Source organism: Kitasatospora sp. NPDC059973, assembly GCF_042737525.1.
Lineage (GTDB): Bacteria > Actinomycetota > Actinomycetes > Streptomycetales > Streptomycetaceae > Kitasatospora.
The window spans coordinates 18,021-34,604 of the sequence record NZ_JBHWUI010000025.1 but is presented as its reverse complement, the minus strand read 5'-3'; the positions used below and the strand labels follow the sequence as shown (position 1 = coordinate 34,604).

The 16,584-nt window shown below is 72.2% G+C and carries 9 protein-coding genes; 7 read left to right on the top strand and 2 right to left on the bottom strand.

The genetic code is table 11. The features are described 5' to 3' along the window. Nucleotides 1–76 precede the first annotated feature (76 nt). Nucleotides 77–1,042: a phosphatase PAP2 family protein gene (locus tag ACFWA9_RS09790; protein WP_380385049.1), complete on the bottom strand. Its 966-nt coding sequence runs from the start codon at nucleotides 1,040–1,042 to the stop codon at nucleotides 77–79. A gap of 321 nt (nucleotides 1,043–1,363) precedes the next feature. On the opposite strand from ACFWA9_RS09790, the gene pulA reads away from it, so the two are divergent. The 6 genes from pulA (at nucleotide 1,364) to ACFWA9_RS09760 (ending at nucleotide 14,185) form a co-directional block, all read left to right on the top strand. After that, nucleotides 1,364–6,889, top strand: coding sequence for a pullulanase-type alpha-1,6-glucosidase (gene pulA / locus ACFWA9_RS09785; protein WP_380385046.1), 5,526 nt, complete (start codon nucleotides 1,364–1,366; stop codon nucleotides 6,887–6,889). Between the two features lie 559 nt (nucleotides 6,890–7,448). After that, nucleotides 7,449–9,779: a M4 family metallopeptidase gene (locus ACFWA9_RS09780; protein WP_352286962.1), complete on the top strand. Its 2,331-nt coding sequence runs from the start codon at nucleotides 7,449–7,451 to the stop codon at nucleotides 9,777–9,779. 295 nt (nucleotides 9,780–10,074) lie between these two features. Then, nucleotides 10,075–11,397: an ammonium transporter gene (locus ACFWA9_RS09775; RefSeq protein ID WP_352286965.1), complete on the top strand. Its 1,323-nt coding sequence runs from the start codon at nucleotides 10,075–10,077 to the stop codon at nucleotides 11,395–11,397. Then, the gene (locus ACFWA9_RS09770; RefSeq protein WP_329487365.1) at nucleotides 11,394–11,732 is read left to right on the top strand and encodes a P-II family nitrogen regulator; all 339 of its coding nucleotides are present in this window, start codon (nucleotides 11,394–11,396) and stop codon (nucleotides 11,730–11,732) included. The genes ACFWA9_RS09775 and ACFWA9_RS09770 overlap by 4 nt, the downstream gene beginning before the upstream one ends. 288 nt (nucleotides 11,733–12,020) lie before the next feature. Next, a complete protein-coding gene (locus ACFWA9_RS09765; protein WP_380385042.1) occupies nucleotides 12,021–13,796 on the top strand; it encodes a carbohydrate-binding module family 20 domain-containing protein in 1,776 nt (591 codons plus the stop codon). Nucleotides 13,797–13,963: 167 nt separating this feature from the next. Continuing rightward, nucleotides 13,964–14,185 carry a hypothetical protein gene (locus ACFWA9_RS09760; RefSeq protein ID WP_329487364.1) on the top strand — a complete coding sequence of 74 codons (222 nt, stop codon included), beginning with the start codon at nucleotides 13,964–13,966 and terminating at the stop codon, nucleotides 14,183–14,185. Between the two features lie 48 nt (nucleotides 14,186–14,233). On the opposite strand, the gene ACFWA9_RS09755 is transcribed toward ACFWA9_RS09760, so the two are convergent. Continuing rightward, nucleotides 14,234–14,995, bottom strand: coding sequence for an SDR family oxidoreductase (locus ACFWA9_RS09755; RefSeq protein ID WP_380385038.1), 762 nt, complete (start codon nucleotides 14,993–14,995; stop codon nucleotides 14,234–14,236). A gap of 435 nt (nucleotides 14,996–15,430) precedes the next feature. Here ACFWA9_RS09755 and ACFWA9_RS09750 point away from each other — a divergent pair, with 435 nt between their 5' ends. After that, nucleotides 15,431–16,498, top strand: a complete 1,068-nt coding sequence (locus ACFWA9_RS09750; RefSeq protein WP_380385035.1) for an alpha/beta hydrolase — start codon at nucleotides 15,431–15,433, stop codon at nucleotides 16,496–16,498. Nucleotides 16,499–16,584 lie beyond the last annotated feature (86 nt).

Here is a 16,584-nt window from a genome sequence, read left to right as displayed (position 1 = left end):
GAAGGGGCCCTGGGCAAGGCCCGGGGTACGGCGAAGGGCCCGCGGAAAGCTCCGCGGGCCCTTCGCCGTACCGGTCTCAGCGCCGTCCGGCGCTCACCGCGGGCTCGCTCCACTGCTCGGGCACCGTGATCGGCTCGTCCGCCGCCCCCCGCGCCGGGACCTTCGGCAGGCGGTAGACCCAGACGTGGTAGATCAGCCGGGCCACCACGAAGCCGACCGTGAGGCAGACGACGCCGCCGACGGCGTCCATCCAGAAGTGGTTGGCGGTCGAGACGATCACCACCAGGGTGGCCACCGGGTAGAGCAGGCCGAGCGCGCGGACCCAGGCCGCGCGGGCCAGGAAGAAGATGGCCAGGCCGCACCAGAGCGACCAGCCGATGTGCATCGAGGGCATCGCCGCGTACTGGTTGGAGACGTGCGTGGCGGGCCCGGAGGCCATCGAACCCCAGGTGTTGTGGACCTTCAGGGTGTCGATGAAGCCGCCGTCCGTCATCAGCCGGGGCGGGGCGAGGGGGAAGAAGTAGAAGCCGACCAGGGCGATGCCGGTGGTGACGAACAGCACCGTGCGGGCCGCGGCGTAGCGGCCCGGGTGGCGCCGGTAGAGCCAGACCAGGACGCCGATGGTGATGATGAAGTGCAGCGTCGCGTAGTAGTAGTTCATCCCGACGATCAACCACGAGAACTTGTCGACCGCGTGGTTGACCGAGCGCTCGACGGCCACGCCGAGGCTCTGCTCGAAGTCCCAGATCCAGCCCGCGTGCTTCTGGGCTATCGCTTCCTGTTCCGGGACGGCGTTGCGGACGAGGGAGTAGACCCAGTAGCTGATCCCGATCAGCGCCAGCTCGAACCAGATCCGCGGTCGCGCCGGTGAACGGCGCTGGTCACGGATGCGGCCGCGCAGCGCGGCCGCGCGGGACTGGGCGACGCGGGTGGCTCCGTCGGGCACCCGGCCGGAGCCGGCTGGGCCCGCTGCGGAACCGCCACCGTGCGCCGCCGCGGCGCGCTCGGCGCCGGTCTGCTGGATCTCGGTCGGTTCCCCCATGGACGAGAAGTCTGCCAGACGTCCCGTAGCCGTCCGCTCATCCTCTGGAAGTGGATTCTTCACCGACTGTCCCCCTTGAGGGCTAGGGGACTGCTCCCACCGGGGTAGGGGGTGCTGCGGGATCTGGTACGAACCGGCGGGACGGGCATACGTCCTATTCTCACGCCGAGTGCCTCGGGTGGCGCAATCGGGGGCGGGCAGCGGCACGCAGGGGGCCGAAATTTCCGGGACTGAAACCCTTTCTGCATCTTGCTGAAACAGATTGCAGGCCGCTAGCGTCCTGGCAACTCGACACCCCTTACCCCCGCAAGGGAGCCCTCAGTGGCCGATGTCCCGCCCCGCCGCACACGCCGACGGAGCACCACCCCGATCCGCAGACCCGGCCGCACGGCCGTGCTGCTGGCCGCCGCGCTGACCGCCGCCACCCTGGGCGGCGCGGCCCCCGCGGCCTTCGCCGCGGCCCCGCCCGGCCCGCCCTCGGACGCCGCGCTGGCCGCCACCGCCGGGCGGCACGACCTCTCCCGCGAGCAGTTCTACTTCGTCCTGCCGGACCGCTTCGCCAACGGCGACCCGGGCAACGACACCGGGGGCATCACCGGCAGCCGGCTGGACCACGGCCTCGACCCGGCCGACAAGGGCTTCTACCACGGGGGCGACCTCGCGGGCCTGCTCCAGCGGCTCGACTACATCCAGGACCTCGGCACCACCGCGATCTGGATGGCCCCGATCTTCAAGAACAAGCCCGTCCAGGGCGCCGGCGACCAGGTCTCGGCCGGTTACCACGGCTACTGGATCACCGACTTCACCCAGGTCGACCCGCACTTCGGCACCAACGAGCAGCTCAAGGAGCTGATAGCCAAGGCGCACGCCAAGGGCATCAAGGTCTTCTTCGACGTCATCACCAACCACACCGCCGACGTCATCGACTACGCGCAGCGGCAGTACGGCTACCGCTCCACCGGGGCCTACCCGGTGCTGGACGCCGACGGCCGGCCGGTCGACGAGACCGCCGTCGCCGACGCGGGCGCCGGCTCCCCGGCCGCCTGGCCGAAGCTGACCAAGGACTCGTTCCCCTACAGCCCGGTCTTCCGCAAGCCCGCCGACACCGCCGCCAAGGCCCCGGCCTGGCTGAACGACCCCGCGCTCTACCACAACCGGGGCGACTCGACCTTCGTCGGCGAGTCCGCCACCGAGGGCGACTTCTCCGGCCTGGACGACCTCGACACCCAGAACCCCAAGGTGGTCCAGGGCTTCGAGAAGGTCTACCAGCAGTGGGTCAAGGACGCCGGCGTGGACGGCTTCCGGATCGACACCGTCAAGCACGTCAACATGGCCTTCTGGCAGCAGTGGGCGCCCGCGCTCAAGGACTTCGCCGCCAAGCAGGGCAACAAGAAGTTCTTCATGTTCGGCGAGATCCTCTCCAGCGACCCGGCGGTCACCTCGCCGTACGTCACCAAGGGCCGGCTCCAGGCCACCCTGGACTTCCCGTTCCAGAGCGCCGCCCGCTCCTACGTCTCGCAGGGCGGCTCGGCCCGCGGCCTCGCCGACGTGTACGGGCAGGACTACCGCTACACCACCGCCGACACCGACGCCTACGAGCTGCCGACCTTCCTCGGCAACCACGACATGGGCCGCTTCGGGTCCTTCCTGCTCGGCGACAACCCGGGCGCCGACGACGCCACCCTGCTGAAGAAGGACCGGCTCGCCTCCGAGCTGCAGTTCCTCACCCGGGGCCAGCCGGTCGTCTACTACGGCGACGAGCAGGGCTTCACCGGCGCCGGCGGCGACAAGGACGCCCGGCAGGACCTCTTCGCCTCGCGGACCCCCTCCTACAACACGGACCGGGTGCTCGGCGGCCCCTCCGGCTCCGCCGACCGCTACGGGCGCGACGGCGAGCTCTACCGGGGCATCGCCGGGCTGGCCGCGCTGCGCCGGGACCACCCGGCCCTCGCCGACGGCGCCCAGATCGAGCGGTACGCCGCCGACGGCGCGGGCGTGTACGCCTTCTCCCGGATCGACGCCGGGCAGCAGGTCGAGTACCTGGTCGCGGTCAACAACGCGGCCGAGGCGAAGACCGTCACCCTGGACACCTTCTCGGCCGGCCAGGGCTTCGACCGGATCTACCCGGCCGCGGGGGAGCGGCTGACCAGTGGCGCGGACCGCGCGGTCACCGTCACCGTGCCCGCGCTCTCCTCGGTGGTGTTCAAGGCCGCCGGGAAGCTGGCGCCGGTCGCGGCCGCGCCGAAGCTCGCGCTGCGGACCCCGGCCGACGGCTCCACCGGCACCGTCACCGTCGGCGCGGCCGTCGACGGCGGCGGCTTCGACCGGGTCACCTTCGCCGCGCAGATCGGCGACGCGCCCTGGCGGACCCTCGGCACCGCCGACAACGGGACCTACCGGGTCACCCAGGACCTCGGCGCCGTGCGGCCCGGCACGGTGGTCCGCTACAAGGCCGTGGTCCAGGACTCCAGCGGCCACCTGCGCTCGGCCACCGGCAGCTTCACCACCGGCACCCCCACCCCCGCCCCGGCGCCCAGCGCCACCGCCCGCCCGTACGCCGTCGTGCACTACCAGCGCGAGGACGGCGACTACGACGGCTGGAACCTCTACGCCTGGGGCGACCTCGCGGACGGCGAGGCCACCCCCTGGCCCGCCGGGCACGGCTTCACCGGCCGGGACGCCTACGGCGCCTTCGCCTACGTGAAGCTGAAGGAGGGGGCCTCGGACGTCGGCTTCGTCGTCGAGAAGGACGGCGTCAAGGACGTCGACACCGACCGCCACCTCGACGTCGGCGCGACCGGCGAGGTCTGGCTCAAGGAGGGTGACCCGACCGTCCGGACGGCGAACCCCGGGCCCGCCGACACCCAGCCCGCCGGCACCGCCGTCATCCACTACAACCGGGCCGACGGCGACTACACCGGCTGGGGCCTGCACGACTGGACCGGCGCCGCCACCCCGACCGACTGGGGCAACCCGCTGCTGCCGGTCCGCCGCGACGCCTTCGGCGCCGTCTTCGAGGTGCCGCTGGCCCCCGGCGCCACCAGCCTCAGCTACGTCCTGCACCGGGGCAACGACAAGGACCTGCCGACCGACCAGTCGCTGGACCTCGCCGCCAACGGCCACGAGGTCTGGATCCTGGGCGGCCGGGAGGGCTACCTGCTCCCGCAGAACGCCGCCGCCGCCTCGCAGTTGGACCCCGGCTCCGCCAAGGCCCAGTGGATCGACGCCCGCACGGTCGTGGTGCCCGCCGGGTACGGCGCCAACGACGCCGCACTGGCCGGCGGCACCAGCGCCCAGCTGGTGTACGACCCCGAGGGCGGCATCCGCGCCGAGAAGGGCGTGCTGAGCAAGGCCGGGCAGTGGATCCGGCTGACCCCCGCCGCCGGGCTGACCGACGCCCAGAAGGCCGCCTTCCCGCACCTGGCCGGCTACCGGGCCTTCACCGTGGACGCCCGCGACGCGGCCCGGGTGCCCGCCGCGCTCCGCGGCCAGCTGCTCTTCACCGAGCACCTGCCCAGCGGCGCCGCGCTGGCCGCGACCGGGGTGCAGACGCCCGGCGTGCTGGACGACCTGTACGCCCGCCGCACCGGCCGGGTGGACTTCGGACCGGCCTACTACAACGGCAAGGTGGCGCTGTCGGTCTGGGCGCCGACCGCGCGGGAGGTCTCCGTCCAGCTCTTCGACGGACCGGCCGGCGGCGCCCCGAAGACCGTCCCCCTGAAGCTGGACGACGAGACCGGTGTCTGGGAACTCGTCCGTGACAAGGCCGAGTTGGATGGCAAGTACTACCTGTACCAGGTGAAGGTCTGGGCGCCGTCCGTCCAGCAGCTGGTGGTCAACACCGTCACCGACCCGTACTCGGTGGCGCTGTCCGCCGACTCCGGGCGGAGCCTGGTCGCCGACCTCGCCGCCAAGGCGCTGAAGCCCGAGGGCTGGGACGACCACACCGTCCCGAAGGCCGTCCCGCCGGCGCGGCAGCAGATCCAGGAGCTGCACGTCCGGGACTTCTCGGTCGAGGACGGCACGGTGCCGGCCGCCGAGCGCGGCACCTACCTGGCCTTCACCGAGTCCCAGTCGGCCGGCATGCGGCACCTGCGGGAGCTGGCCCAGGCCGGCGTCACCACCGTGCACCTGCTGCCGACCTTCGACATCGCCACCATCCGGGAGAACCGGGCCCAGCAGAAGCTGCCGGCCTGCGACCTCAAGGCCCTGGCGGCGGACAGCGAGCGGCAGCAGGAGTGCGTGGCGGCCGTCGCCGCCGAGGACGCCTACAACTGGGGCTACGACCCGCTGCACTACAACGTGCCGGAGGGCTCGTACGCCACCGACCCGGAGGGCACCGCCCGGACGGTGCAGTTCCGGCAGATGGTGCAGGCGATCCACCAGGCCGGGCTGCGCGTGGTGCTGGACGTGGTCTACAACCACACCGCCGCCGCCGGCCAGGCCGAGCACTCGGTGCTGGACCGGGTCGTCCCCGGCTACTACCAGCGGCTCGACGCCAACGGCAAGGTGACGACCGACAGTTGCTGCGCCGACACCGCGCCCGAGCACGCCATGATGAACCGCCTGGTGGTGGACTCGGTGACCACCTGGGCGCGTGAGTACAAGGTCGACGGCTTCCGCTTCGACCTGATGGGCCTGGATCCCAGGTCCACCATGCTGGACGTGCAGGCCGCACTGCGCAGGATGACACCGGATTCGGACGGCGTCGACGGGAAGAACGTCTTCCTCTACGGCGAGGGCTGGAACTTCGGCGTCGTGGCCAATGACGCCCGCTTCGCGCAGGCCACCCAGCTGAACATGGCCGGCACCGGCATCGCCACCTTCGACGACCGGATCCGGGACGCGGCGCGGGGCGGCAACTTCCAGCTCTCCTCGGCCCCGCAGCAGGGCTTCGCCTCGGGCCTGTACTCCGACCCCAACGGCTCGCCGGCCAACGGCACGCCGCAGGAGCAGAAGGACCGGCTGCTCAAGCAGATGGACCAGCTCAAGGTGGCGCTCACCGGCAACCTGGCCGGCTACGCGTTCACCGACAGCGCGGGCCGGGCCGTCACCGGCGCGGGCGTCGACTACAACGGCGCCCCGACCGGGTACGCGGCCGTGCCGGGCGAGGCGGTGGAGTACGTGGACGCGCACGACAACACCGACCTGTTCGACGCGCTGGCCTACAAGCTGCCCGCGGCCACCGCGCCCGCCGACCGGGCCCGGATGCAGGCGCTCGCGCTCTCGCTGACCGCGCTCACCCAGGGGCCGGGCTTCGTCCAGGCCGGCACCGACCTGCTGCGTTCCAAGTCGCTGGACGCCAACTCCTACGACTCGGGCGACTGGTTCAACGCGATCCAGTGGGACCCGGCGCAGGGCAACGGCTGGGGCCGCGGCGTGCCGACGGCGGCCGACAACAAGGAGATGTGGCCGGCCGCCAAGTCGCTGCTGGCCGATCCGAAGCTGGCGATGGGCGCCGCCGACATCCGGGCGACCACCGCGCAGTACCAGCAGTTCCTGCGGATCAAGCAGGGCTCGCCGCTGTTCTCGCTGCCCACCCTGGCCGCCGTCCAGCAGCGGCTCTCCTACCCGCTCTCCGGCACGCCCGGCGAGACGCCCGGGGTGATCACGCTGCACCTGGACGGCACCGGGCTGGCCGGGGCGCAGAAGGGCATCACCGTGGTGTTCAACGCCACGCCCACCGCGCAGAGCCAGACCGTGGCCGCCCTGAAGGGGACGGCGCAGGCGCTGCACCCGGTCCAGGCGGGCGGGGCCGATCCGGTGGTCCGGCAGTCCGGTTTCGCCGCCGCCACCGGCACCTTCACCGTGCCGGGCCGCACCGTGGCGGTCTTCGTCCAGAACTGACGCTCCGCCGTACCCGGCCCCGCACCGCCCTCGGGCGGCGCGGGGCCGTGGTATTTCCCGCCGGTGCCCGGCGCGCGAGTGGCCGAAAACCGTCGTTGGCGCGGCCGGAAAGGTGAGGTGACGGATCCGCCCGGCAGCACGGTCCACCATGCGGACGCCGAGCGGGCCCTGAGCGCTGGTCAGTGCCCGCCGGAAGTGATCGAACCTTTCGGGTGGCGATGAAAACCGTCGTCGGTAGTTCGCGCGCCTGTAACACGGACGGGGGTCCGACGGATGAACGGTCCCGGTAGCTAATCGGCCAATCAGTGGCATGCATCTGTCATTCACGGCTCGTTTACTGCCACGATTCCCCCGGCTGCAGACGAGGGGGCCCCACCCCCCGGTGCGGCTGTCCCAGGTCAGGTTCAGCGCCTCTTCCTGCCAGCAACTGCTCGGTCTTTGCTCCGCAACCGCACCCGCGCCGCGCACCCGGCGGCGGGGGCCCCCACTGCGCCGCAACCCTGCGGCCAGGTTCTCTCCACCGCACGCGCACCCCGCGTCGGTCGGAAAAGGAGTCCGCATGTCCCGTTACACCCAGGCTCGGAAGGCAGCGGTTGTCATGGCCGCCTCCACCGCGCTTCTGGTGACCGGCATCCCCGTCATCGCGCAGGCCGCCACCCCGGACGCGCCGGCCGCGGTCGCCGCCCAGCAGGCGAGCCGTGCCCAGCTGATCGCCTCGGCGACCGGGCAGACCGCCGCCCTCGCCCAGACCCTGGGCCTGGGCAGCGAGGAGAAGCTGGTCACCAAGGACGTCTCCCAGGACGCCGACGGTACCCGCCACCTGCGGTACGAGCGCACGCTGAACGGCCTTCCGGTTCTCGGCGGCGACCTGGTCGTGCACCAGAGCGCCACGGGTGCGACCAAGGGTGTGGACCGCGCCAGCACCGCCCCGCTGACCGGCGTGAGCACCACGCCGAAGCTGGCCGCGCCGGCCGCGCAGTCCGCCGCGCTGGCCGCCGAGTCGGGCGCCGCGCTGGAGTCCGCGCCCCGCCTGGTGGTCTGGGCCGCCGACAACAGCCCGCGCCTCGCGTGGGAGACGGTCGTCTCCTCCACCGAGGCCGACGGCACCCCGAGCAAGCTGCACGTGGTCACCGACGCGACCTCCGGCCAGGTCATCCAGAAGTTCGAGGGCATCCAGACCGGCACCGGCAAGGGCGTCTTCGTCGGCAACGTCACCGTCGGTACGACCCAGTCGGGCTCCTCGTACCAGTTGAAGGACGGGGCTCGCGGTGGGATGTACACCACGAACCTGAACCACGGGACCTCGGGCACCGGCACCCTGTACACCAAGTCGACCGACAGCTGGGGCGACGGCACCGTCGCCAACAGCGAGTCGGCCGCGGTCGACGCCCACTTCGGCGTCGCGGCCACCTGGGACTACTACAAGAACACCTTCGGCCGCAGCGGCATCCGCAACGACGGTGTCGGCGCCTACAGCCGCGTCCACTACGGCAACAACTACGTGAACGCCTTCTGGGACGACTCCTGCTTCTGCATGACCTACGGCGACGGTGACAGCAACACCCACCCGCTCACCGAGCTCGACGTCGCGGGGCACGAGATGAGCCACGGCGTCACCGCGGCCACCGCCAACCTGAACTACTCGGGTGAGTCCGGCGGCCTGAACGAGGCCACCTCGGACATCTTCGGCACCATGGTGGAGTTCTACGCCAACATCCCGACCGACAACCCCGACTACCTGATCGGTGAGTTGATCAACATCAACGGGGACGGCACCCCGCTGCGCTACATGGACAAGCCCTCCAAGGACGGCGGCTCGGCCGACTACTGGTCCTCCACGGTCGGCAACAAGGACGTCCACTACTCGTCCGGTGTCGCCAACCACTTCTTCTACCTGCTGTCCGAGGGCAGCGGCGCGAAGGTGATCAACGGCGTCAGCTACAACTCGCCGACCCAGGGCAACATCGCCGTCAGCGGCATCGGCCGGGACAAGGCGGCGGCGGTCTGGTACCGCGCGCTGACCACCTACATGACCTCCACCACCAACTACGCCGCGGCGCGCACCGCGACGGAGAAGGCGGCCACCGACCTGTACGGCGCCGGCAGCGCCGAACTCAACGCGGTCAGCACCGCCTGGGCGGGCGTCAACGTGGGCACCGCTCCGAACCCGGGTGGCGTCACCGTCACCAGCCCGGGCAACCAGAGCACCGCGCTGAACGGCTCGGTCAACCTGCAGATCGCCGCCACCGGCGGCACCGCCCCGCTGACCTTCACGGCCACCGGCCTGCCGACCGGCCTGTCGATCAGCTCCAGCGGCAAGATCACCGGCACCGCCACGACCGCGGGCACCTACAACGTGACCGTGACCGCGAAGGACGCCGCCAACAAGACCGGTTCCACCAGCTTCACCTGGACCGTCTCCGGCGGGGGCGGCAGCTGCACCCCGGCGCAGCTGCTCGGCAACGCCGGCTTCGAGACCGGCAGCGCCGCCCCGTGGACCGCCTCCAGCGGTGTCGTGGACAACAGCGCCTCGCAGGCCGCGCACGGCGGCACCTGGAAGGCCTGGCTGAACGGCTACGGCTCCGCCCACTCGGACAACCTCTCGCAGACGGTGACCATCCCGGCCGGCTGCAAGGCCTCGCTCAGCTTCTACCTGCACATCGACACGGCCGAGACCGGCTCGACGGTGTACGACAAGCTGGCGGTCACGGTCAACGGCACCGCGCTGAAGACCTACTCGAACGTGGACGCCGCCGCGGGCTACCAGCTCCGCACCTTCGACCTCTCGTCCTACGCGGGCCAGACGGTCACCCTGAAGTTCGCCGGCACCGAGGACGCCTCGCTGCAGACCAGCTTCGTGATCGACGACACCTCGATCGCCACCAGCTGACCCGCTCCGGCGGTCAGTAGAACCAAGTAGGACAGGGAGCAGGGCCCGGCAGCCACGGCTGCCGGGCCCTGCGTCGTGGGTGCGGCGGGCGGGGTGCGGGCGGCCCGTCCAGGGGCCCGCCCGGGGGCACGGGGCGTGAGCTTCCGGAAACGGACCGGCAACCGCGGGGCAACCGCCGGGCAACACGAAACACGGGCGAAACGTGTCCGTCCGCAACCAGAAATCCGCCCTCGCGACACTCTCCCAACCGACCCGCGCTCCTCCCTGGCGCGGGCCCGTGGGAAGGCACGCCCCTATGTTCCTGGCTGACCCGTCGCCCGGCCTCGACACCGGAGACACCGCCTGGCTGCTGGCCAGTACCGCACTCGTCCTGCTGATGACCCCCGGCCTGGCGCTGTTCTACGGCGGCATGGTCCGCACCAAGAGCGTGCTCAACATGATCATGATGAGCTTCGTCTCCATCGCCGTGGTCACCGTGGTCTGGCTGCTGGCCGGCTACTCGCTCGCGTTCGGCCCGGACGTCGGCGGCTGGGGGCTGATCGGCGGCCTGGACCACCTCGGGATGGCCGGAATCACCCCCTCCTCGCTCACCGGCCACGTCCCCACCGTACTGTTCGCCACCTTCCAGCTGACCTTCGCGATCATCACCGCCGCGCTGATCAGCGGCGCCATCGCGGACCGCGCGCGGTTCGGTTCCTGGGTCGCCTTCACCGCCGTCTGGACGCTGCTGGTCTACGTCCCGGTGGCGCACTGGGTGTTCGCGCCCGGCGGGTGGATCCTGTCGAAGCTCGGCGCGCTCGACTTCGCCGGCGGCACGGTGGTCGAGGTCAACTGCGGGGCCAGCGGACTGGCCCTGGCCCTGCTGCTCGGCCCCCGGATCGGCTTCCGCAAGGAGGCGATGCGCCCGCACAACCTGCCCCTGGTGCTGCTCGGCGCGGGCCTGCTCTGGTTCGGCTGGTTCGGCTTCAACGCGGGCTCGGCGCTGGGCGCCAACGGCCTGGCCGCGTCCGCGCTGCTCAACACCCAGGCGGCCGGCTGCACCGGGCTGCTCGGCTGGCTGCTGGTCGAGAAGCGCCGGGACGGCCACGCCACCACCCTGGGCGCCGCCTCCGGCGCGGTGGCCGGCCTGGTCGCCATCACCCCCTCCTGCGGGAGCGTCGACCTGCTCGGTGCGCTGGTGATCGGGCTGGCGGCGGGCGTGGTCTGCTCGTACGCGGTCAGCTGGAAGTTCCGCTTCGGCTTCGACGACTCGCTGGACGTGGTGGGTGTGCACTTCGTCGCCGGGGTCATCGGCACCGCGCTGATCGGCCTCTTCGCCAGCGCCGCGATGACCGGCGGCCCGGTCGGGCTGCTGCACGGCGGCGGCCTGGGCCAACTCGGCAAGCAGCTGGCCGCGGTGGCCGCCGTCGCCGTCTACGCGTTCGCCATGACGTACGGGATCGGGCGGGCGGTCGACCGGGTGATGGGCTTCCGCGCCGACGAGGAGCACGAACTCACCGGCCTGGACCTCGCCGTGCACGCCGAGACCGCGTACGATCACGGCGTCCTGGGCCACGGTACGACCGCCCACGCCACCACCGTGCTCACGCACTCCTCCGACAGGACCCCCTCCGCATGAAGCTGATCACCGCGATCGTCAAGCCGTTCAAGCTGGACGAGGTCAAGAACGCCCTGCAGGCCATCGGGGTGCACGGACTGACCGTCACCGAGGCCAGCGGGTACGGGCGCCAGCACGGGCACACCGAGGTCTACCGGGGTGCCGAGTACCGGATCGACCTGGTCCCCAAGGCCCGGATCGAGGTGGTGGTCGAGGACGCCGACGCGGACCAGGTGATCGAGGAGATCGTCCGGGCCGCCCGGACCGGGAAGATCGGCGACGGCAAGGTCTGGGCGGTGCCGGTGGAGACCGTCGTCCGGGTCCGCACCGGCGAGCGCGGGCCGGACGCCGTCTGAGGCCCGCCCCGCCGTCCTGAGCGGCGCTGAGCGGCCCTGGGCGGCGCTAAGCGGCCCTGGAGACGCTATGGCGATGCCCCCGTGCGAGACCGCGCGGGGGCATCGCCATGCCGCGCGACGGATGGAAGGTCGTATACGAGGTTTCCGGGGCTGCGGAAACGTTGTTCCCAAGGCCTTGACGGGCTCTCAGTGTGACCTTAGGTTCAGCGCTGCAAGTTTCCAGCAAGTTTCAGCAACCTTTCACGCGCGGTACCCCAGGCTGCCCCACCCCAGCCCCCAGGAGACATCGTGGTCACCACCGCCCCCACCCGCCGGCCTGCCCGGACGGCCGGCGCGCTCGCCGCCTCGGCGGCGCTCGCGCTCTCGCTCACCGCGGCCTTCGGCGCGGCCCCCACCGCCCAGGCCGCGCCACCAGGCAACGGCAAGGACGTCACGGCCACCCTCTTCGAGTGGCGCTTCGACTCCGTCGCCAAGGCCTGCACCGACACCCTCGGTCCGAAGGGCTACGGCTTCGTCGAGGTCTCGCCGCCCCAGGAACACATCCAGGGCGGCCAGTGGTGGACGTCCTACCAGCCGGTGAGCTACCGGATAGCCGGGCGCCTCGGCGACCGGGCGTCCTTCAAGAGCATGATCGACACCTGCCACGCGGCGGGCGTCAAGGTGATCGCCGACTCGGTGATCAACCACATGTCGGCCGGCTCCGGGACCGGCACCGGTGGAACCAACTACACCAAGTACACCTACCCCGGGTACTACCAGGACCAGGACTTCCACTCCTGCCGCACCGCGATCAGCAACTACGCCGACCGCTCGAACGTGCAGAACTGCGAACTGGTCAACCTCTCCGACCTGAACACCGGCAGCTCCTACGTCCAGCAGACCATCGCCGGCTACCTGAACGACCTGGCCTCGCTCGGCGTCGACGGCTACCGGATCGACGCGGCCAAGCACATCGCCGCCGCCGACCTCGCCGCGATCAAGGCGAAGACCGCCAACCCCAACGCGTACTGGGTGCAGGAGGTCATCTACGGCGCGGGCGAGCCGATCCAGCCCACCGAGTACACCGGCACCGGCGACGTCGACGAGTTCCGCTCCGGCACCTGGCTGAAGAGCGCCTTCCAGGGCGGCCGGATCGCCGACCTCGCCTCCTGGGGCTCCGGTCTGCTGCCGGGCGACAAGGCCCGGACCTTCGTCGACAACTGGGACACCGAGCGCAACGGCTCCACGCTGACCTACAGGGACGGCTCCGCCTACACCCTGGCCAACGTCTTCATGCTGGCCGACCCCTACGGCTCGCCCAACGTCTACTCCGGCTACGCCTTCTCCGGCCACGACGACGGCCCGCCCAACGGCGGCACCGTCAACGCCTGCTACAGCGACGGCTGGAACTGCACCCACGCCTGGCGGCAGGTCGCCAACATGGTGGGCTTCCGCAACGCGGTGGCGGGCACCGGGATCACCAACTGGTGGTCCAACGGCAACAACGCGATCGCCTTCGGGCGCGGCGGCAAGGGCTTCGTGGCGATCAACCGCGAGAGCGGGCCGGTCACCCAGACCTTCCAGACCTCGCTGCCGGCCGGCTCCTACTGCGACGTCCAGCACGGCGACCCGGCGGCGGGCGGCTGCGGCGGCCCGTCCTACACCGTCGGCTCGGACGGCCGCTTCACCGCGACCGTGGGCGCGGGCGACGCGGTGGCCCTGTACGTGGGCGCTCCCGGCGGCTCGGGCAGCTCGGGCGGTTCCAGCGGTTCCGGCGGCGGGACGCCGGTGAGCGGCGGCGCCTCCTTCGCGGTCAACGCGACCACCGTGCCCGGGCAGAACATCTTCGTGGTCGGCGGCACGGCCGCGCTCGGTGGCTGGGACCCGGCCCGGGCGCTGCCGCTCTCCTCGGCCGCGTACCCGGTCTGGAAGCTGGACGTGACGATGCCGGCGGGCACGTCCTTCGAGTACAAGTACGTCCGCAAGGACGCCTCCGGGGCCGTGACCTGGGAGTCCGGCGCCAACCGCACGGCGACGGTGCCGGCCTCCGGCGGCCTGGTCCTGAACGACACCTGGCGCGGCTGACCCGCGCCGACGGCCGCCACCCTCCGCCCTGCGTCGGGGAGGGTGGCGGCCGTCGGCGTGCCACCCTCCCCGGGCGGCCGTCAGCGCGCCGCCCGGCAACTACCCCGGGCGAGTGGATCCCGCCGGTTCGCCGCCCCGGTACGGGTGAACGCTGTCAGCATCACGGGATGAGAACCACCCCCGCCGTCCTGGACGTCGAACTGTGCGGCGGCCGCTGGGACGGTCACCGCAAGCGGGTCCACGCCGCGGCTCCGCCGCCCTCGCTGCGGATGGTGCTGCGGGCCGAACTGCCCGCCGCGGAGGCCGGCGAGTACTGGCCGACCACCAGCGTCTACCGGCTGGACGAGACCGGCGGCCGACGGCGCTACCGCCACTCCCACGACGAGTAGCGCCGGGTGCCCCGCGGCCCGGGTCGGCCGGGTGCCCCGCGGCCCGCGTCAGCCGCGTCCGATGTACGGCATCGCGGTCGCCATCACCGTGGCGAACTGCACGTTGGCCTCCAGCGGCAGCTCCGCCATGTGCCGCACGGTGCGGGCCACGTCCGCGACGTCCATGGTCGGCTCCACCGCGATCCGCCCGTCCGCCTGCCGCACGCCGGTGCTCATCGCCGCCGTCATCTCGGTCGCCGCGTTGCCGATGTCGATCTGCCCGCAGGCGATCCGGTACGGACGCCCGTCCAGCGACAGCGACTTGGTCAGCCCGGTGACGGCGTGCTTCGTCGCGGTGTACGCGATCGAGTGCGGCCTCGGCACGTGCGCGGAGATCGAGCCGTTGTTGATGATCCGCCCGCCCCGCGGGTCCTGGGCCTTCATCCGCCGGAACGCGGCCCGGGCGCAGAGGAAGGCGCCGGTGAGGTTGAGGTCGACCACCGCCCGCCATTCGGCGATGTCCAGCTCGTCCACCGCGGCGGACGCGCCGAACGTCCCGGCGTTGTTGAACAGCAGGTCGACCCGGCCGCACGGCTCGGCGGCCGCCGCGAAGAGCGCGTCCACCGCCGCCGGGTCGGTGACGTCGGTCGGCACCACGACGGCCGCCCGGCCGCCCGGTCCGGCCGCCGCGCAGAGTTCGGCCGTCCCGCGCAGCGGCTCCTCCCGCCGTCCGGCGAGCACCGGCAGCCACCCGGCGGCGGCCAGCTCCACGGCCACGGCGCGCCCCACCCCGCTGCCGGCTCCGGTGACGACGGCGATCTGCTGTGGCATGGCGGTACTCCTCGGAGGGTCTTCGGGCGGCCCGTCGGTCGACGGCAGCTGCGATCGTTCCCGATCCGCCGCCCCGAGTCACTGGTGGAAGGTCCCAAAGTCCGGCCCCTTCCCGTCCGGCGCGCCGTCGGTTGTGGGGGGACCCCGGGGGAGCCCCCCGCCACCCGGCGGGTGGCCCGCCCCGCCGGGTGGCGGGGGCGCCTGCGGGGCTTGACCCGATCGGGGACAAACCTTGAATCGGCGCAGGCCGCAGCGCAACCGGGCCGCCCGGGTCCACGTCATAAGATCGCAGGACGGCGCGCTCCCGCGAGGGGCGGCGCGCCGCCGCCCCGGGGGCCGGCGTGACGTCGCACCCCGGGTCTGTCCGGCCCCACCCGGGGGCCGCCGGCCGGCTCCTGAGGGGCCGGGCGTGACATCGGTCGGAGAGTCCTCACCGTGCAGCCGCAGTCCACCCGTGTCCGTGCCGCCCTGACCGGCGCCGCCGCCTTCGCCCTGGCCGCCTCGCTGGCGGCGTGCGGCAGTACGGATGCCGGAGGCAAGGGGGACGCCGCCAAGGCGAGCAGCGCCAAGGGCGGCGCCGGTACGGCGAGCGGCACCCCCGCACCCGGCAGCCCGACGGCCGCCCCCGGCACCCCGACGACGACGGCCCCGAACCCGGCCGGCAAGGTCCTCATGCCCACCGGCCCGGAGGCGAGCTTCGGCAAGGCCCGGGACACCGCGGCCGGACAGATCCTGGTGGCCACGCTGAACGGGCCCAAGTCGGGCGTCTCCGGCAAGGTCTGGGTCTGGCTGCCGCCCCAGTACAACGACCCGAAGTACGCCCGGACCGGGTTCCCCGTGCTCACCCTCTACGCGGGCGGCCAGAGCGCGGGGTACAACACCTGGACCGACAACCAGCTGCCGATCCAGGAGATCGACGCCGATCTGGCGAAGGCCGGCAAGGCGCACCCGTTCATCATGATCATGCCGGTGCAGAACCTCGACTCCAACGAGGCCAAGGCCCTGGAGTGCGCCGACATCCCGGGCCAGCCCAAGATGGGCACCTGGATGGCCGAGGACATCCCGGACTTCGTCCGCGCCAACTTCCGGACGGTGAAGGGCCGCGACGGCTGGGGCCTGATGGGTGCCTCCACGGGTGCGTTCTGCAGTGCCAAGCTGGCGCTGCAGCACCCGGACAAGTTCAAGGCCGCCGTCCCGATCGACGGCTACTTCAACCCGGATTCGCCGCTCTGGAAGGGCCACGAGGCGGAGCGGCAGGCCAACAGCCCCGATCTGCTGGTCACCCAGGGCAAGGCCGAGGTGAAGCTGCTCGCCACCGCGGGCGGCGCCAACCCGTTCGAGATGAAGCTGGTCAAGGCGTGGGTCGCCAAGGCCGCACCGCCGCTCTCCGTCGAGTACTACGAGCAGGCCGGCGGCAAGCACCTCACCAGCGACTTCAAGAAGATGATCCCGGACACGCTGCAGTGGCTGACCAGGAACCTCGCGGGGCCGCAGAGCGACTGACCCGGCCGGGGAGGCGCCGCCGTGGACGCGTCCGGTGGCCCCGCCCCGTCGCGGGCCGCCGGACGCCGCTTCGGGGCCCGCCTCCG